This window comes from Nocardia sp. JW2 (assembly GCF_051843015.1).
GTDB lineage: Bacteria > Actinomycetota > Actinomycetes > Mycobacteriales > Mycobacteriaceae > Nocardia > Nocardia coubleae.
Map to the genome: position 1 here is coordinate 36,695 of NZ_JBPXLK010000010.1, position 17,018 is coordinate 53,712.

Consider the following 17,018-nt stretch of genomic DNA (forward strand, 5'->3'; position numbering starts at 1 on the left):
CCCACCCACAACGAACCCGAATCTCGGCTACTCACCAGCTATCGGAGAAGATTCCTCGACAAAGGCAGCAGAAACCACCCCCGTGACAACACGGGGGTGGTTTCCGGCGAAACTAGTTCGCAGTGACCTCGAGGTCGAACTTGGCAACCACATCGGGGTGCAGGTGCACCACGATGCCGTGCTTGCCGGTCGCCTTGATGTGCGACTTCGGCAGCTCGATGCTGCGCTTGTCGACCACGGGGCCACCGGCTGCCTTGATGGCCGAGGCCACGTCGGCGGTGGTGACCGAACCGAACAGCTTGCCGCTGTCGGCGGTCTTCACGGCCAGCGAGACACCGGTCAGGCCCTCGATGGCCTGCTTCAGCTCGTTGGCGTGATCCAGGTCGCGCACCTTGCGGGCGTCCTGGGCGCGGCGGATGCCGTCGACCTGCTTCTGGGCGCCACGGGTGGCCTGGATGGCCAGACCGCGGGGCAGCAGGAAGTTGCGGCCGTAGCCGTCCTTGACCTCGACAAGGTCGCCGGGGGCGCCGAGATTGTCGACATCAGCAGTGAGGATGAGCTTCATCTGTCCGACTCCCTTTCTCAGCGAGCAGTCGACACGTAAGGCAGCAGAGCCACCTCACGCGAGTTCTTGACGGCAACGGCGATGTCACGCTGGTGCTGCACGCAGTTGCCGGTGACGCGGCGGGCGCGGATCTTGCCGCGATCGCTGACGTACTTACGCAGCAGCGTGGTGTCCTTGTAATCGATATTGACGATTCCGGACTTGCTTTCCTTGCAGAAAGCGCAGGCCTTCTTCTTCAGTACCTTTTCGCGCGCGGGCGCTTTAGGCATGGTTTTCTCTCCGTACTATGAGTGCCGTTCGATCAGAACGGCGGTTCGTCATCCATGCGGCCGCCGCCCCCGAAGGAGCCGGCCGCGGGCGCGCTACCCCACGGGTCGTCGTCGCCGGCATTACCTGCCGGGCGTCCGCCACCACTGTTGGCGTTGTAGCCGCCTGCGCTTGCACCACCACCGGCATTACCGGAACCACCACCGAAGCCACCGCCTCCGCCACCACGACCGGCCTTGGAGACCTTCGCGGTCGCGTACCGCAGCGACGGGCCGACCTCGTCGACCTCGAGCTCGACGACCGTGCGCTTCTCACCCTCGCGGGTTTCGTAGGAGCGCTGCTTGAGCCGTCCGCTCACGATCACGCGAGCGCCTCGGGTCAGGCTTTCGGCGACGTTCTCCGCTGCTTCGCGCCAGATGTTGCAGCGCAGAAACAGTGCCTCGCCGTCTTTCCATTCGTTCGAATTGCGATCGAACACACGGGGAGTCGAAGCGACGGTGAAATTCGCCACCGCTGCGCCCGCGGGCGTGAAACGAAGCTCGGGGTCTGCCGTCAAGTTTCCGATGACGGTGATGACCGTGTCGCCTGCCATGGGGTTCCTCCTGCTCGGGGGTGCAGTCCACATCCTGGATTTGCGCTGAGCCTAAAGCCAGGCTCCGACACAAAGGAGGTGAACTACTTGTCGTTGCGCAGAACCTTGGTGCGCAGCACCGTCTCGTTCAGGCCCAGCTGGCGGTCGAGCTCGCTCACGGTGGCCGGGGTCGCGGTCAGGTTGACGATCGCGTAGATGCCTTCGGCCTGCTTGGCGATTTCGTAGGCGAGCCGGCGGCGGCCCCAGATGTCGACCTTGTCGAGCTTGCCGCCCTCGGTCTTCACGACCGAGAACAGATTATCCAGGGACTGCCCGACGATGCGCTCGTCCAGGCTGGGGTCGAGGATGACCATCACTTCATATTGACGCACGGACCAATCACCTCCTGTGGACTGGTAAACGGCCACGGACTTTCCGTGGCAGGAGGGTTCGTTGCGTCAGCAACCCGCCAAGGCTACATGAGCAGGTAGTTGCCGACGAAATCGATCTTCGCGGCGGGTATGCGCCGGGCGCCGGGGCGACAGCCGCTTAATGTGGTCGACATGACCACGGCCGTACCGCAGCAGCATTCGGCACGCCGTGCGGCGACAGCCACGGCGTTGACCTTCCTCATCGTGCTGTTGTGCGGGCTCACCCTCGCCCTGGCGTATGCGAACAAGGCGCGGTGCGCGGGCGGCGCGATCGACGAATCGGGCCGCAGCCTGGTCTTCGAGGAGCGCAAGGACACCGCTGTCTGTTATTCGGATATCCAGTTCCTCTGGCTTGGCCGCGATATCGACAATCACGTTTTCCCGTACGTCGACGGCGCGATCACCGACGACGGCGCGCTCACCGGCGGCGCCGTCGAATACCCCGTGCTGAGCGGCCTGCTGATGTGGGCGGGCGCGATCGGCGCGACCAACGACGCCGACTTCCTCTGGCATTCGGCGCTGCTGCTCACCCCGTTCGCCCTGCTCACCGCGTGGATGCTGGCGCGAATGGCTGGTCCGGCCGCCCTGCTGTGGGCGATCGGCCCGCCGCTGGTGCTCTACGCCTTCCACAATTGGGAACTACCGGTGGTGTGCACGGCGGTGGCGGCGGTCTATGTGATGACGATGCTGACCGGTCTGTCCGTGCGGACCAGGGGGATCATCGCCGGGGTACTGCTCGCGCTCGGTTTCTGCCTCAAGATCTATCCCGGAATCTTCGTGCTGCCCTTGGCCTTCTACGTCCTCACCGAGGGTGCGCCGCGCGACGGGCGCCGCCTGCGCGAACTCGATGTGGCAGGCGCGTCGCAGACGTTGCTCGCGGCGATGGCGACGGTGGTCGCGGTGAATCTGCCGTTCGTCCTGGCGGGGGTCGAGGGCTGGCGGGCCTCGATCACCTTCCAGCAGATGCGCCAGGCCGACATCACCACCAATTCGATCTGGTACTGGGGTCATCAGGCGATGTTCGGCCGGACCGCCGACACTTCGCAGAGCTGGCACACCATGGTCTCGGTGGTCTCGCCGATGCTGATCTTCGCGTCGTTCGCGCTGGCTCTGTGGCTCGGTTACCGCCGCTGGACGCCTGCGTCGGCCTTCCCCTGGGTGGGTGTGAGCGGCGCGATGCTCGCCGGTTTCCTGCTTTTCCACAAGGTGCACTCCCCTCAATACACCCTGTGGATAATTCCGTTCCTCGTGCTGCTCGAGGTGCCGTGGACGCTCGTCGCGGGATATCTGCTCGCGGATATCGCGGTCGGCGTCGGCGTCTTCCGGTACTTCGCGGCACTGGGCGCCGGGGAGAACGTGCATCTCATGGAGGGCATCGTGCAGTTCGGCGTGTGGCTGCGCAGCGCCCTGTTGCTGGTGCTGTTCTTCCTGTTCGTGTGGACGCGGTCACGCACGCTCGGGCGCACACAGCACGAGATTCGCGCACTGCAACCGGCCTAGCAAACGACAACGGCGGCGAATCCCACAGGGGAAACGCCGCCGTCGAGGCAGAACCGATCAGCCGACCGGGGCCGCATCCTTGGTGAGATCCACGTTGTCGGGATCGCCGCCCTTGCGGTTGCGGATGATCGAGCTGATCAGCGCCGCGCCGATGAACGCCACACCGATCAGGCCGGTGATCAGCTCGTCGACGTGCACGCCGATCGAGACCAGCAGGATCGTGGCCAGCGCACCGATCGCCCAGTGGGCGCCGTGCTCGAGGTACACGTAGTCCGCCAGCGTGCCCTGGCGGACCAGGTACACCGTGATGGACCGGACGAACATCGCGCCGATCAGGCCGAGGCCGAGCGCGATGATGATCGGGTCGGAGGTGATGGCGAACGCGCCGATCACACCGTCGAAGGAGAACGAGGCATCGAGCACCTCGAGGTAGAGGAACAGGAAGAACGCGGCCTTACCGGTGGCCTTGACCAGCGTGGACGGGCCGCCCTGCGGACCTTCCTCGAGCTCCTCGGTGTGGAACATCGAGCCGAGGCCGTCGACGAGGATGTAGGTGATCATGCCGAGCAGGCCGGCGATGAGCACGGTCGAACGCTTGTCGTCGGCGGCGAGGAACTCCGCGACCAGCACCAGGCCGGTGCCCGCGACGACGACGGAGAGCATGTCGAGCTTGCCCGCCTTCGCCAGCGGCTTCTCCAGCCAGCTCAGCCAGGTGATCTCGCGCTCTTCGAAGATGAAGTTCAGGAACAGCAGTGCGAGGAACATGCCGCCGAAGGCCGCGATCTGCGGATGCGCGTCGGTGAGCAGCTTCTCGTAGCTGGGGCTGCCGTCGGGGAAGGTGAGGGCATCGTTGGCCGGCGGGTTCAGTGCCAGGTCGAAGGCTTCGACCGGGTTCAGTCCTGCGGTCGCCCACACGATGGCGAGCGGGAACACCAGACGCATACCGAACACGGCGATGAGGATGCCGACGGTCAGGAAGATCCGCTGCCAGAATTCGCTCATCCGTTCCAGCACGGTGGCGTTGATGACGGCGTTGTCGAACGACAGCGACACCTCGAGGATGCCGAGGATCGCACACAGTGCGAGGGCGGTCAGACCACCGTAGAGGTAGGCCACGACCAGCGAGAGCACCGTGATGACGATGGACAGGCCGAAGATGCGCGTTATCACGCGGAGGGACCTTTCTGTGTCACACGAGCAGGGGGCCCGAAACCTGGAGCCCCCTGCTCATGATGATGACTAGACGTTGACGCCGTAGTCGCGGGCGATACCGGCCAGACCGGAGGCGTAGCCCTGACCGATGGCGCGGAACTTCCATTCGGCACCGTTACGGTACAGCTCACCGAAGACCATAGCCGTCTCGGTGGAAGCGTCCTCGGACAGGTCGTAGCGGGCCAGCTCGGTGCCGTTGGCGCGGTCGACAACGCGGATGTAGGCGTTGCGCACCTGGCCGAACGACTGCTGACGGGTCTCCGCGTCGTAGATCGAGACCGGGAAGAAGATGCTCTCGATGGTCGGCGGGGTGTTGGCCAGGTCGACGTTGATGACCTCGTCGTCGCCCTCGCCCTCACCGGTGGTGTTGTCGCCGGCGTGCTCGATCGCGCCCTCGGGGGACTTCAGGTTGTTGAAGAACACGAAGTGCTTGTCGGACACGACCTTCTTGTCGGCGCCGGTCGCGATGGCGCTGGCGTCGAGGTCGAAGTCGGTGCCGGTGGTGGTGCGCACGTCCCAGCCGAGGCCGACCGCGACCGCGGTCAGGTTCGGGGCCTCTTTGGTCAGCGAGACATTGCCGCCCTTGGACAGACTGACACCCATGCGGGAATCCCTTCGGTTAGTCCGGTGTGTCGTTTCCCAGCATGTCCGAATCGCCGGGTACCGCTACGACAGTAATAGGTTTCGGCGAACTTGCGTAGGAACAACCGAGAGCCCTGGTAGCGAGGGGGAATCTCCTACGATCGGGTCAGCGGGCGGGTGACCGCTGCGTGGTTCGGAAAGGGGATACGCCGGTGACACCTCGCAGACGCGGATGGTTCAGGTCGGGGCCGGACAATGCCTGGATCAGTGGGGCGCGGGCCGCGACGGCCGCCGCCTTTCTCGATATGGATCGCAGGCAGACGGCAGCGGAGGCGGGTGTGGCGGCGAGCGAGCAGGTGTTCCCCGAGCGCCACATCGGCGCCGTCTGGGAACCGGTGCGCGCGCGGTGCTATGCCGCGTCGGGCGCCTATCTGAGTTTCACCGACGAACTCGACAGCGCCGAGGCCGCGGGGACCGCGATCGCCGACGGCCCGGCCAGGGCCGACGCGCTGGTTCGCGAGCTCGCCGACGCCGCGCGCGGGGTCGACGAGTTCTATCACGCGCACCGGGCCGGCCTCGAGCACGCGGTGAGTGTGCGGGCCTCGGTGCCGCAGTTGCTCGCGCAGGTGCGGGCCGAGGCGGAGCGGGAACTCGCCGCGGCCGAGTCGTCGGAGTACGTCTCCTACCCTTCGGTGGCCGCGGGCGTGCGGAAATTGAGTGAGGCACTGGTCACAGCCTCCGGGGTCGATCCGGGTACCGCCGTCGCGGCCGCGCGGGAGGCCGCGACCGAGGTTCGCCAGGCGTGTGTGGAATTGCGGGAAGTGTTGGCGCAGGCACCATCTCGTGCCAACGCCGCGTCCAACGCGATCGCCTCGGTGACCACCCGGCTGGCGGCCGTGCGCAACCGGGCCGACGCGCTCGGCCCCGCGTACTCGGCGTTGTTGCGCGAGTTCAACGCTGCGAGTTCGGCGGATCTGACGAACAATGAACGCGAAAGCCGGCGCGGTATCGAGGCCGCGGACGCGGCGCTGGTACGCGCGCGTGTCGCGGCTGCCGATCGCGACCCGGAGACCGCCCTTGACCTGACAGCGACCGCGCGCGAACACCTCGCCGAGTCCGAACAACTCGTCGACGCCGTCACCCGGCGGCTCGAACTGTTGCGCGAGGTACGTGCGGACCCCGAAGCGCAGCTGCGCACCGTACGATTCCGGCTGCGGGACGCGCAGATGCTCGCCGTCGATCGAGGGCTGGTCGGCGAGTGGGGTTCGGTGCTCGACGCGCAAGCCGAACGCCTCGATCGCATGACGGCCGGACTGACCGGTCGTCATCCAGACTATTGGGCGTATGTTTCTGAACTGCGAACCGTCGCGGAGTTCATCGCCGGAGTGGTCGATCGCATGCGAAAAACCGTAGGAACCGACAGCACTTAGGACCGCACACGACATGACACGGGTCGACGAATGAGGTGGGGGGAATGACCGCAGGCTACGCCATCGCACCGGAGGTGAACCTGCGAAAGCAGGTGCCGCTGCGCCACTTCCACAATTTGCAGGGCCCGCGCAGCCGTGAGTTGTTCCTGGTGGAGCCGGAACCGATTCCGGGAACCGCCGACCGCGAACTGCTCGCCACCGCCCTCGGCGCCACCCTGTACGTGCCCGCGACCCGCCCCGATCTGGCCGCGACCATTTTGCGTCGCGCCGCGCGCGGAGTGTGCTCGATGGTGATCGACCTCGAGGACGCCGTGGCCGACCATCAGGTCGACGCCGCGAAGGAACACGCGGTCGCCACCCTCGACCTGCTCGCCGGAGTCGCCGACCCGGTGCCGATGCTGTTCGTCCGGGTGCGCGACGTGCAGACCGTCACCGAATTGGCCGACCGGCTCGGGCCGGGTGCCGACATGCTCACCGGTTTCGTCTTCCCCAAGTTCGACGCCGTCACCGGGCCCGCCTACCTGGCCGCGCTCGACGCGGCCGGTGACCGCCTCGGCCGCCCCGTCTACGGCATGCCGGTGCTGGAATCGGCGAACCTCGTGCATCGCCAGACCCGCGACGAACAGCTCTCGCGCATCGCCGAGCTGCTCGCCGAGCATCGGGACCGGTTGCTCGCGGTGCGCATCGGCGCCACCGACATGTGCTCGACCTTCGGCATCCGCCGCGACCGCGACCTCACCATCTACGACGTGCGGGTGATCGCCGACGTGATCGCCGACATCGTCAACTACCTCGGCCGCGCCGACGGCAGCGGTTTCATCATCACCGGCCCGGTGTGGGAGTACTTCGCCGACCACGAACGCATGTTCCGCCCGCTGCTGCGCACCGCCCCGTTCGAGGAATCCGACGCGGTGCCGTTCCGGCAGTACCTGGTGAGCCGCGACCTCGACGGGCTGCTGCGCGAGATCACCCTCGACCGCGCCAACGGCATCCAGGGCAAAACGGTGATCCACCCGTCGCACGTGGCCGCCGTGCACGCGCTGTCGGTGGTGACGCACGAGGAATACGCCGACGCGCTGCACATCATGGAGGCCGATGTCGGCGGGGTCGCGGCCTCCGAGTACCGCAACAAGATGAACGAGATGCGCCCTCACCGCAGTTGGGCCCGCCAGACGCTGGTCCGGGCTCGCGCGTTCGGGGTGGCGAACAAGGGAGTGTCCTTCGTGGATCTGCTGACAGCGATGATCGCGGAATGAATGCCGTGAGCACGATCGATATGCCGTGGGCCACCGTGCATCTGGGGATTCGCCTGCACCACGGGCAGGCCTTCACCGCCTGCGGCGTCTCGGACGGTTCGTCGGCGGTGACCGCGATCGACCCCGCGCCGCAGAGCCGAGCAGTCTCGGCCGAGTCCTGGGGCGCGGGGCTCGCGCCTGTCGAGCCGGGCGCCGCATTGCCCGATGCGCTGTCGATCGGTGAACTGGTGCGTCCGGGCTTGCGCCGTAATCCGCGTCGCGCTCATCTGCTGGTTTCCACGGTGCTCGGCAAGCATCTGCCCACGGACCCGCGTGTGGTGATCGGCGCCGGTAACCGCCTGGCCGACCTGGTGCGCGGCAAGCTCGGCGACCGAGAGGCGGTTGTTCTCGGATTCGCCGAGACCGCAACCGGTTTGGGGCACTGTGTGGCGGCGCGGCTCGAGGCCGGCTGCTACCTGCATTCCACCCGCAGGAGCGAGCCGAGGGCCACCACGCTCACCGGTTTCGAGGAGGGGCACTCGCACGCCACCTCCCACCAGTTGCAGCCCGCGCCCGCCGAGATCTTCGCCAACGACCTGCCGCTGGTGCTTGTCGACGACGAGATCTCCACCGGTGATACGGCCATCGACGCTGTGCGCGCCTTGCACGAATTCGCGCCGCGTTCGCAGTACGTGCTGGCCTCGCTGGTCGACTTGCGGACCGCCGCCGACCGGGACAAGTTCGAGAAGTTCGCGGCCGAACTCGGGGCACGCATCGACACTGTTTGTCTGGCAACAGGTCTGGTCGACCTACCCGCCGGACTCGTCGACGCGGTGGCGGCTCTGCCCGAGCCGCGACTCAATCCCCGATCGGTTCGGCCGGGTTCGTACAGCCACATCGAATTGCCTTGGCCGGGCGCTGTTCCCGAGGGTGGTCGGCACGGTGTTCTACGCACCGACGCTGCGGCTTTCGACGACGCCCTGGACGTTGTCGTCGACGAAGTGCGCGCACGTTTGGCCGCCGAGTTCGCCGGTCGGCCGGTCATCGTGCTCGGCCACGAGGAACTCATGTACCTGCCGGTGCGCCTGGCCGCCGGGCTGGCCGACGTGGGTATCCCTACCCGCTTCCAAACCACCACCCGCTCACCGGCTTACGTCCTCGACGAGCCGGGCTATCCGCTGCGCCGAGGTTTCCGCTTCACCGCCCCCGAACCCGACCCGACCGCCCAGCGCTACCTCTACAACGCTCAGTGGGAGGGTGAGAACCCGGTCCTGCTGGTCGTCATCGACCCGCCCGCCGACACGCCTGAACTCGTCGCCCCCGGCGGTCTGGTCGATGTGCTCACCGCGTCGGGTGCCGATGTTCTGGTCGCCGTCGTCCCGGGCGCCGATCCCCGCGAGCTGCACGCCTCTCGCCTTGCGCGAGCGTCGGACGAGGGGGCGCCGCGCAATGCCCGGGGTCGGGAAGAGCTGGTGACTGATCACTGGGTCGGAGAGTCGCGTGGTACCGGTGAGCTCGCTGTCGGGCCGAACGACTTCCCTGCTCCGCTGCACGGCCCGGAATTCGGTTCGTACGCGCGCGAGGATGTCTCGTGGCTGCTCAAGGACCTGTCCGATGTCGACCTGGAAGCCGATGTGGTCGAACGGGAACGGCGCATTCAGGCAGGTAAAGCCCATTACGCCGAATCGCTGCCGGTGGAGTACCAGCCCGACGCCGCCTACCGCGAACTGTTCGACCGCGTGCTCGCCGAGAGTGCCGAGCGGCTCGCCCTGGCCGTGGCGACGGTTGCCGAACTGGTCGTCGCCGAACGCGGCGAGAACATCGTGCTCGTGTCGTTGGCCCGCGCCGGTACACCGATCGGTGTGCTGATGCGACGCTGGTTGGCCAGCGGTATCGGGCGCCCGGCTTTGGACGCGCCGCACTACGCCGTATCCATCGTCCGCGACCGCGGCATCGACTCGGTCGCCCTGGATTACCTTGCCCACCATCACGATCCGTCCACCATCGTGTTCGTCGACGGCTGGACCGGCAAGGGCGCCATCACCCACGAACTCACCGCCGCCCTGGACGCCTATCACGCGGCGGGCGGCGCCAGGTTCGACGACGAACTCGTCGTGTTGGCCGACCCGGCCAATTGTGTGCGAACCTTCGGCACCCGTGACGACTTCCTCATCGCCTCGGCCTGCCTGAATTCGACTGTCTCCGGTCTGGTTTCACGCACGGTCTTGAACGAGGAGCTGATCGGTCCGCGTGACTTCCACGGCGCCAAGTTCTATCGCGACCTGGCCGCCGACGACGTGTCGAACAAACTGATCGACACCGTCACCGCCGCCTTCGAATCCATTCGCGACAAGGTGCCCGCCGCCGTCGCCGCGATCCAGGATTCCGACCGAACACCCGACTGGTCGGGCTGGGCGTCGGTGGAGAAGGTGCGTGCCGAATACGGCATCAGCACAGTGAATTACGTGAAGCCCGGCGTCGGCGAGACCACCCGGGTGCTGCTGCGTCGCGTACCGTGGCGGGTGCTGGTGCGGGAAGCCGACGCACCCGAGCACGCCCACATCCGCCTGCTCGCCGCCGCACGCAAAGTCCCGGTGGAGGTGGTGCCGGATCTGGCCTACTCCTGCATGGGCCTGATCAAGGAGCTATCGCAGTGACCGCCCTGTTCGCCACCGACCTGGATCGCACGATGATCTTCTCGCGCAACGCCTTCCACGGCGCCGAAAGCGTCGAGAAGGAATGCGTCGAGTACTACGAGGGCGAACCCCTGTCCTACATGACCACCACCGCGATCGCCCGTTTACGTGAGCTGGCCGCGAACGCGCCGGTGATCCCGACCACCACCCGCACCATCGAACAGTTCCAGCGCATCGAATTACCCGGTGCGCCGTGGCGTTTCGCCATCACGAGCAACGGCGGCAATATCCTCGTCGACGGCATTCCCGACCCGGCGTGGCGGTTGTCCATCGACGATCAGGTCAACGCGACCGGCGCGACCTTGGCTTCGGTCGGCGCCGAGTTGCGTTCGCGGATCAGCGATTCCTGGGTCACCAAGTATCGCGAGGCCGACGACTTGTTCTGCTACCTGGTCGTCCGCCCCGAGGCGGTCCCGGCGGGCTTCCTCGCCGAATGGGACACCTGGTGCCGCGCCAACGGCTGGTCGGCCTCCCAGCAGGGCCGCAAGATCTACACCATGCCCGACGCGGTCTGCAAAAGCCTCGCCGTCGCCGAAGTCCGCCGCCGCCTCACCGAATCCGGTGAATTACCCGACGGCGCGCGACTGTTCGCCGCGGGCGACGGCGCCCTCGACGCGAAAATGCTCGAATCCGCCGACGCCGCCATCCGCCCCCGCCACGGCGAACTCGAAGAACTCGCCTACACCGCCCCCAACCTCACCGTCACCACCACCGCAGGCATCCTGGCCGGCGCGGAAATTCTCGACTGGTTCCACGCCGCCCTCCCCGTCGCGGATCCGGTCTAGTACTGCTGCTGACCCGCGAGTTTCTGGGTGACGACGGCCTGGATGCGTTGCAGGCCGCCCACGCTCACCCCGCTCTGCAACTGACCTTCGATGGTGCGGACCAGGGCGTTGTCGCTCATCACCTTCTCGGAGGACTGGATGAGGACGGTGCCCGTGCCGGTGAAGTCGAACTGGCGTTCCTCGCCGGAGGTGGCGCCCATCGCGGCCGCGCCCGCCGACAGGAAACCGGTGATCCAGCCCTGGTCGTAGTGGTGGCTCGGGGACGGGCAGTCGGCCCAGCCGACGAGCGCCTCGGGGTCCACCCGCAGCGGTGGTTCGGCGAACATCACCGGTCCGTTGGACGAGGCGAGGAACTTGCCGGTGCCGATGAGGGTGAGGAAGCCGGGCACGATCGACTGTTTCAGCGCGAGGCCCGGCTCGAACGCGAGCAGGTTGGCGCCGCGGATCGTGAGGTTGCCGTCCTCGAGATCGTAGGAATTGATGTCGTAGCCGCGGTCGCCGATGATGAGCTTGCCGTGGCCCTCGGCCACCACGTACTCACCGGCGAACAGCGGTGCCGAGAACTGGCTGCTCACCATTTGGGTGAGATGGCCCTGCAGACCGTGCGTGAGCAGCTGGAAATTGATCTGCCCGTAGTAGGCGATCATGGCGCCCTTGCGCATGAACCACGGCCCGGTCAGATCGATGCAATAGGCGTAGCTGTTACCCGGAATATTGTCGCTGGCACCGAGATTCATGGGGGACAGGATTTCGCTCATGACTCACAACTTCTCTTCGGAGGCCTGCACATACACGACACCCTGACCGTGGCAATGCAATTGCATCGCCTCGCCCGATCCGCGACCCACCGCGTCGCGCCAGCTCATCGCCGCCTTCAATTCGGTCTGCACGTTTCCGTACGCCGCGACGAATGCCTGCGGGTCGACGACCACCGGATTCGGCCCGCCCACTGGCAATTCCAGGAACCCGCCGTGCGCCAGCAGCACCGCCGAACCCTGACCGCTCAGTTGCGTGGTGAACATGCCCTGCCCGGTCGCCACACCCGCGGCGGCTCCGCGCAGCGCACCCATCAGGCCGCCACCGCCACCACCGCCTGAACTGGCCACCGAGACCACCGAGGCCTGCAACCCGGCGGTGTTCGCCAGCAGCCGCGAGGCCTCCACCCGCAGCACCGCACCGGGCTGCATCTGCACCACGTGCACCTCGAGCCCGGCGAATCCGTAATGGACGGAACCGTTTCCGCGCGCGAGCATGGTCCGCTCGTGTTCGCCCGCCATCATGGCGCCCGCCATGCGCATCAGCCCACCACCGCCGCCCATGCCGCCACCCGCGCCGGGAATCTGATGTGGGGAGAACTGCACCTGGCCGGTGTAGAACAGCATCGCGCCGGTGCGCCCGACCACCCCGCCCGCCTGTGCGACGTCGACCTTGACGACCTTGCTGTTGACCTTCTCGAACATCGTCGCTTCCCTTACCGTTCCGCGGGCTGGATCAGCACAACGCCCTGGCCGTCCCACCGCAGCGAGAACGCCTCGCCCGCGTCCTGGCCGACCATCGTGCGCCAGGAGACGTCGGTGACGAACGACTGGTTGAGATTGCCGCGCGCCGCGACGAACGCGTCGGGGTCCACGATCAGCGGGTACTGCGGCGACACCTCGAGGTGGATCAGCGGCCCACCGGCCGACAGCAGCGCGACCTGGCCCTGACCGCTCACCGTTGTGGTGAAAAGGCCACTGCCCGAAGACATTCCACCCACACCGGCGAACCGCACGTCGGTGCGCAGATTGCCCGCGAAGGCCAGCAACTGCTGCGACTCGACCTGCAACGTGTCGTTGTTCAGGTTCACCACGGTGACGTTCTGACCGTTGACCGCGAAGAACACCCGGCCGTTGCCGGTGCACTCCATCAGCGACAGCTTCTCGCCGGTGGCGCGGCGCTTGAGACCGTTGAGCACGCCCTCGCCGCCGCCGAAGCCGGCCGATTTGAACTGCACATTGCCCTCGTAGGCAACCATCGAGCCCGCGATCGCGCGGATACTGGTCCCCGCGAGATGCGCCTCGATCACTTTTTTAGATTGTTCGAACAACTGCGCCATTCCTGGCCCCTTTGTAAGGCGGGTGCGACGCCCCGATCCGAGTGCGACGTCACCCTAACCGATCGGGAGGCTGAACGCCCGGGCCCGGTTTCTCGTACAGTGACAACAAGACCGCACCGACAAGCGAAGGGTCTAACTTGTCTGCAACACTCGCCAAAGGCCAGAACGGTCCACTGGCCGTCAGTGACGTGGTGATCTCACTCCAGCTCACGGCACCGGCCGATCTGTCCGCGCTGCTCGTCACCGAGCAGGGCAAGGTCCGCACCGACGCCGATTTCGTGTTCTACAACCAGCCGAGCGGTCCGGGTGTGGACCTGCGACCCGGTCCGGCCGGGCAGCCCGCCTCGCTCGCGGTGTCGCTGCCCGCCGTGCCCGCCGAGATCGACCAGATCCGCGCGGTCATCACCCTCGACGACGCGACCAGCAATTTCGGTCGTTTCGCCCCGCCGACCGCGATCATCTCCGACGCCGCGGGCAATCAGCTGTACTCGTACCGCATCGAGGGCCTCGACGCCGAGTCGATCGTGATCGCGTTGGAGCTGTACCGCCGTCAAGGTGGCTGGAAGGTGCGCGCCGTCGGCCAGGGGTACGCCGGTGGGTTCGCCGCGCTGGTCACCGATCACGGTGTGCAGGTGGATGATTCGCCCGCCCAGCCCGCCGCCGCACCGCAGCAGGCCGCACCGCCGCAGGCCGCACCGCCGCCCCCGGCGCCGAGTTACCAGCAGCCCGCGCCCGCCTACGCGCCGCCCGGTGGGGGTTACCCGCCGCCCGCACCGCCGCAGCAGCCCCCCGTGGGTGGTGGCTATCCGCCGCCGCAGCAGGGTGGTTACCCGCCGCCGCCCGGTGGGGGCTACCCGCCCGCCGCCTCGCCTGCCGCGCCGCCGCAGCCGACCGGGGAGATCAGCCTGAGCAAGGACCGGCCGGTCAGCCTGCAGAAGGGGCAGCGGGTCACCCTGCGCAAGGAAGGCGCCGCGCTCACCTTCGTGAAGATGGGTCTGGGCTGGGACCCGGTGCGCACCCGTGGCATGTTCGGCAACCGCACCGTCGATATCGACCTCGACGCCTCGGTGTGCCTGTTCGCCGACCAGAACCTGGTCGACGTGGCCTACTACGGTCAGCTCTCGTCCAAGGACGGCTCGGTCCGCCACCAGGGCGACAACCTCACCGGTGAGGGCGAAGGCGACGACGAGATGATCCTCGTCGACCTCACCCGCATCCCCGCCCACATCTCCACGCTGCTGTTCATCGTCACCTCCTACAAGGGGCACACCTTCGAGCAGGTGCAGAACGCCTTCTGCCGTCTGATCGACGGCACGACCAACGGCGAACTCGCCCGCTACACCCTCGCCGGCGGCATGCCGTTCACCGCGATGGCGATGGCGAAGGTGTACCGCGCCGGAGGTGACTGGAAGATGCAGGCGCTCGGCGAGGGTTTCCAGGCCAAGCATCCCGGCGAGGCCGTCCCGCAGCTCGGCCGTTTCCTCGGCCGCGACTGACCTTCCGCACCACACAGCAAGGCAGACACCGTGATTCACCTGAAGGCAGGGCAGAACACCGCACTGACCGCCGACTCCGTGCGTTTCACCGCGCAGACCACGGGCACCGTCGAACTCGGCGCGCTCGTGGTCGGCGAGGATCTGCGGGTGCGCGACGAACACGATCATGTGTGTGCGTCGCGACCCGCGGCTCCCGGTGTTCGGTTCGGCGGCAGTTCGGTGGAACTGACCCTGTCCCAGGTGCGTTCGGACGCGCACGCCGTGCTGCTGTTCGTCGCCGCCGGGCACGTGCTCGGACCGGTGACTGCGTCGTTTGCCGAAAACGGGGTTCCCGCAGCGGAATTCGTCATCTCGCCGACGGCGGGTGAGAGTTCGCTGATCTGTCTGGAGGTGTACCGCCGAGGTTCGGGTTGGAAGTTGCGTGCGCTGGGTCAGGGGTACGCCGGGGGTGCCGCTCAGCTGTTGAGCACGCATGGTGTGGCGAGTCAAAGTAACGGTGGCGCTGCACAATTCGGGGACACCGCATTCGGCGGTACGCAGTCGACGTCCGACGGATTCGCGCCGGGTGCATCTTTCGGAGGCACCGGCCAGGGCGGTAACCCCGGCGGTGCCGCGCATAGCGGTGGCAGCCAGGGTGGTGTTCCCGGCGCTGCTGCGCATGGTGGTGGTTTCCAGGCCGACATGCCCGGCGGCGGTGCCCAGGGCGGCGCTGCGCACGGCGGTGGCTTGCCGGGCGGCGCTTCGCATGGTGGCGGTGTGCCGGGCGGTGCCGCGTATGGCGGTGCTCAGGGCGGCGTATCCGGCGGCGTTGGGCATGGTGGCGGCGCACATGGCGGATCGGCCCCCGTTGCACCCGGCTATGGGGCAGCTGCGTCGGCGGGCCCGGGTTCGGGGCCCGCGGTTGCGCCGACCGAATCGCACACCCAACCCGCACCCGCACCCGGCATCCCGCTCGAGGTCGACCACGGCCTGCAGCGCATGTGGATGATTTTCGAAGACGCCGCGCGTTCGGCAGCTGCCCTCGTCTCGGCGCGCGACTACGCCGCCAAACGCTTGGATCAGGAACTGTCGGAAGCGGTGTCGAATCCCGCCACCCGCAACACCCCCGCCGCCGACGCCGCCCGTCAGGCCGCGCAACGCCGTCACGACGAGCTGGTCGGCCGCGCCGATGCCGACCACCGCCGCGACAGCGACATGCTCGCCCGCGAGATCGCCGAAGCCGACGCTGTGATGCCCGCGGCGCTGGCCTCCTGGCTGGCGCCCGCCTGGACCACCCGCGCCGCCGCCAGCGATGGCATCCGCCTCGGCGAGCTCTACGCACCCGACCGCGGCGACCTGCGCGTCCCGTATTGCGTTCCGGTGCCGCTGAATCGGCCGCTGTGGGTCGACACGGAGTCCAGCGCGGCCGCCTCCCGCGTGGTCGGCGCCCTGCTGGCCCGCCTCGTCGCCGCCATCCCCGACCGGCCGACCCGCATCGACCTGATCGACCTCACCGGTGGCCTACGCGGCCTCGCCACACCCCTGTCCCCGCTGCTCGCGGGCCCGGTGATCGCCGACCACCTCGACATCTCCCCGCGCCTGGCCGAATTGGCCAACGCCGCCGAACTGGCCGAAATCGCCTATCACGCAGGCGAAGTGGCGCCCCCGAAAGAACACCGCATCCTGGTAGCGGCCGACTTCCCCCACGGCTACCAAGCCACCGACGTAGTCCGCCTCGGCCAGCTCATGGTCCGCGGCGACCTCATCGGCCTCTCCCTCGTCATCGTCGGCACCGCCACCCCCGACGCGGCCGACGCCCCCGCCACCCTCCTCTCCCAATCCTGCCGCCACCTCCCCACCCTCCCCGGCACCCCCCTCTTCGACCCCTGGACCGGCAACGCCTGGGAACTAGACCTCGACATGCTCCCCCTCGAACCCGAACTCCAGGCCCGCTACCTGCGGATGTAGCGCCGCATAATCCGCTCGAATCGAGGGTCGATCGGCGTGAGCGCCAGCTGCTTACGCCGCAATAGCCTCTACTCGCCGCATGTCCGCACGGCGTAAGCAAAGCGCCTTTGACCTGCGCGAACTCATGGGGTATTGACGTATCTCGCTCGCTGAATGAAACTTGACCGAGCGGGTCGTTGTGTGCCTAATCGCGGAAATGCCAACAC

At 67.4% G+C, this 17,018-nt stretch carries 16 protein-coding genes; 7 read left to right on the forward strand and 9 right to left on the reverse strand.

Features of this window, described 5'->3' with window-relative positions; all coding sequences use genetic code 11:
* Positions 1 to 112 precede the first annotated feature (112 nt).
* The 4 genes from rplI to rpsF all read right to left on the reverse strand — a co-directional run bounded on the left by rplI (position 113) and on the right by rpsF (position 1,795).
* Positions 113 to 565, reverse strand: coding sequence for a 50S ribosomal protein L9 (gene rplI, locus ACSVDM_RS16065; RefSeq protein ID WP_067497239.1), 453 nt, complete (start codon positions 563 to 565; stop codon positions 113 to 115).
* A 17-nt stretch (positions 566 to 582) separates the two neighbouring features.
* The gene (gene rpsR, locus ACSVDM_RS16070; protein ID WP_067497238.1) at positions 583 to 834 is read right to left on the reverse strand and encodes a 30S ribosomal protein S18; all 252 of its coding nucleotides are present in this window, start codon (positions 832 to 834) and stop codon (positions 583 to 585) included.
* Positions 835 to 866: 32 nt separating this feature from the next.
* A complete protein-coding gene (locus tag ACSVDM_RS16075) occupies positions 867 to 1,424 on the reverse strand; it encodes a single-stranded DNA-binding protein (RefSeq protein WP_067497236.1) in 558 nt (185 codons plus the stop codon).
* A gap of 83 nt (positions 1,425 to 1,507) precedes the next feature.
* On the reverse strand, positions 1,508 to 1,795 hold the full coding sequence (gene rpsF / locus ACSVDM_RS16080) for a 30S ribosomal protein S6 (protein WP_067497234.1): 288 nt from the start codon (positions 1,793 to 1,795) through the stop codon (positions 1,508 to 1,510).
* Positions 1,796 to 1,966: 171 nt separating this feature from the next.
* Between rpsF and ACSVDM_RS16085 the strand changes: the two genes are divergently transcribed.
* On the forward strand, positions 1,967 to 3,334 hold the full coding sequence (locus ACSVDM_RS16085; RefSeq protein ID WP_439265847.1) for a glycosyltransferase family 87 protein: 1,368 nt from the start codon (positions 1,967 to 1,969) through the stop codon (positions 3,332 to 3,334).
* 57 nt (positions 3,335 to 3,391) lie between these two features.
* On the opposite strand, the gene ACSVDM_RS16090 is transcribed toward ACSVDM_RS16085, so the two are convergent.
* The gene (locus tag ACSVDM_RS16090) at positions 3,392 to 4,504 is read right to left on the reverse strand and encodes a DUF475 domain-containing protein (protein ID WP_067497232.1); all 1,113 of its coding nucleotides are present in this window, start codon (positions 4,502 to 4,504) and stop codon (positions 3,392 to 3,394) included.
* 69 nt (positions 4,505 to 4,573) lie between these two features.
* A complete protein-coding gene (locus ACSVDM_RS16095) occupies positions 4,574 to 5,149 on the reverse strand; it encodes a TerD family protein (protein ID WP_067497229.1) in 576 nt (191 codons plus the stop codon).
* Positions 5,150 to 5,340: 191 nt separating this feature from the next.
* Here ACSVDM_RS16095 and ACSVDM_RS16100 point away from each other — a divergent pair, with 191 nt between their 5' ends.
* From ACSVDM_RS16100 to ACSVDM_RS16115, 4 genes are read left to right on the forward strand one after another with little or no spacing between them, the layout of a single operon-like run.
* Positions 5,341 to 6,558, forward strand: coding sequence for a hypothetical protein (locus tag ACSVDM_RS16100; RefSeq protein WP_439265850.1), 1,218 nt, complete (start codon positions 5,341 to 5,343; stop codon positions 6,556 to 6,558).
* A gap of 44 nt (positions 6,559 to 6,602) precedes the next feature.
* Positions 6,603 to 7,814, forward strand: a complete 1,212-nt coding sequence (locus tag ACSVDM_RS16105) for an HpcH/HpaI aldolase/citrate lyase family protein (RefSeq protein ID WP_439265852.1) — start codon at positions 6,603 to 6,605, stop codon at positions 7,812 to 7,814.
* Positions 7,811 to 10,450 (forward strand): phosphoribosyltransferase, encoded by a 2,640-nt coding sequence (locus ACSVDM_RS16110; protein WP_439265854.1) that lies wholly within the window; start codon positions 7,811 to 7,813, stop codon positions 10,448 to 10,450. Before ACSVDM_RS16105 ends, ACSVDM_RS16110 begins: the two co-directional genes overlap by 4 nt.
* Positions 10,447 to 11,274: an HAD family hydrolase gene (locus tag ACSVDM_RS16115; RefSeq protein WP_439265856.1), complete on the forward strand. Its 828-nt coding sequence runs from the start codon at positions 10,447 to 10,449 to the stop codon at positions 11,272 to 11,274. Before ACSVDM_RS16110 ends, ACSVDM_RS16115 begins: the two co-directional genes overlap by 4 nt.
* Here the strand turns inward: ACSVDM_RS16115 and ACSVDM_RS16120 are convergent.
* The 3 genes from ACSVDM_RS16120 to ACSVDM_RS16130 are packed head-to-tail and all read right to left on the reverse strand — an operon-like array spanning position 11,271 to position 13,369.
* Positions 11,271 to 12,032: an AIM24 family protein gene (locus tag ACSVDM_RS16120; protein WP_439265858.1), complete on the reverse strand. Its 762-nt coding sequence runs from the start codon at positions 12,030 to 12,032 to the stop codon at positions 11,271 to 11,273. The two genes, ACSVDM_RS16115 and ACSVDM_RS16120, sit on opposite strands and share 4 nt — an antisense overlap.
* A gap of 3 nt (positions 12,033 to 12,035) precedes the next feature.
* Positions 12,036 to 12,734, reverse strand: coding sequence for an AIM24 family protein (locus ACSVDM_RS16125; protein WP_439265860.1), 699 nt, complete (start codon positions 12,732 to 12,734; stop codon positions 12,036 to 12,038).
* An 11-nt stretch (positions 12,735 to 12,745) separates the two neighbouring features.
* On the reverse strand, positions 12,746 to 13,369 hold the full coding sequence (locus tag ACSVDM_RS16130; RefSeq protein ID WP_067497217.1) for an AIM24 family protein: 624 nt from the start codon (positions 13,367 to 13,369) through the stop codon (positions 12,746 to 12,748).
* A gap of 137 nt (positions 13,370 to 13,506) precedes the next feature.
* Here ACSVDM_RS16130 and ACSVDM_RS16135 point away from each other — a divergent pair, with 137 nt between their 5' ends.
* Together ACSVDM_RS16135 and ACSVDM_RS16140 are read left to right on the forward strand one after the other, a co-directional pair.
* Positions 13,507 to 14,865: a TerD family protein gene (locus ACSVDM_RS16135; RefSeq protein WP_439265861.1), complete on the forward strand. Its 1,359-nt coding sequence runs from the start codon at positions 13,507 to 13,509 to the stop codon at positions 14,863 to 14,865.
* A gap of 30 nt (positions 14,866 to 14,895) precedes the next feature.
* On the forward strand, positions 14,896 to 16,812 hold the full coding sequence (locus ACSVDM_RS16140) for a TerD family protein (RefSeq protein WP_439265863.1): 1,917 nt from the start codon (positions 14,896 to 14,898) through the stop codon (positions 16,810 to 16,812).
* The last annotated feature ends 206 nt before the right edge of the window (positions 16,813 to 17,018 follow it).

Coding starts and splice junctions, on each gene's coding strand:
- rplI (WP_067497239.1), bottom strand. CDS start 565: ATGAAGCTCATCCTCACTGCTGATGTCGACAATCTCGGCGCCCCCGGC.
- rpsR (WP_067497238.1), bottom strand. CDS start 834: ATGCCTAAAGCGCCCGCGCGCGAAAAGGTACTGAAGAAGAAGGCCTGC.
- ACSVDM_RS16075 (WP_067497236.1), bottom strand. CDS start 1,424: ATGGCAGGCGACACGGTCATCACCGTCATCGGAAACTTGACGGCAGAC.
- ACSVDM_RS16085 (WP_439265847.1), top strand. CDS start 1,967: ATGACCACGGCCGTACCGCAGCAGCATTCGGCACGCCGTGCGGCGACA.
- ACSVDM_RS16095 (WP_067497229.1), bottom strand. CDS start 5,149: ATGGGTGTCAGTCTGTCCAAGGGCGGCAATGTCTCGCTGACCAAAGAG.
- ACSVDM_RS16105 (WP_439265852.1), top strand. CDS start 6,603: ATGACCGCAGGCTACGCCATCGCACCGGAGGTGAACCTGCGAAAGCAG.
- ACSVDM_RS16110 (WP_439265854.1), top strand. CDS start 7,811: ATGAATGCCGTGAGCACGATCGATATGCCGTGGGCCACCGTGCATCTG.
- ACSVDM_RS16120 (WP_439265858.1), bottom strand. CDS start 12,032: ATGAGCGAAATCCTGTCCCCCATGAATCTCGGTGCCAGCGACAATATT.
- ACSVDM_RS16125 (WP_439265860.1), bottom strand. CDS start 12,734: ATGTTCGAGAAGGTCAACAGCAAGGTCGTCAAGGTCGACGTCGCACAG.
- ACSVDM_RS16130 (WP_067497217.1), bottom strand. CDS start 13,369: ATGGCGCAGTTGTTCGAACAATCTAAAAAAGTGATCGAGGCGCATCTC.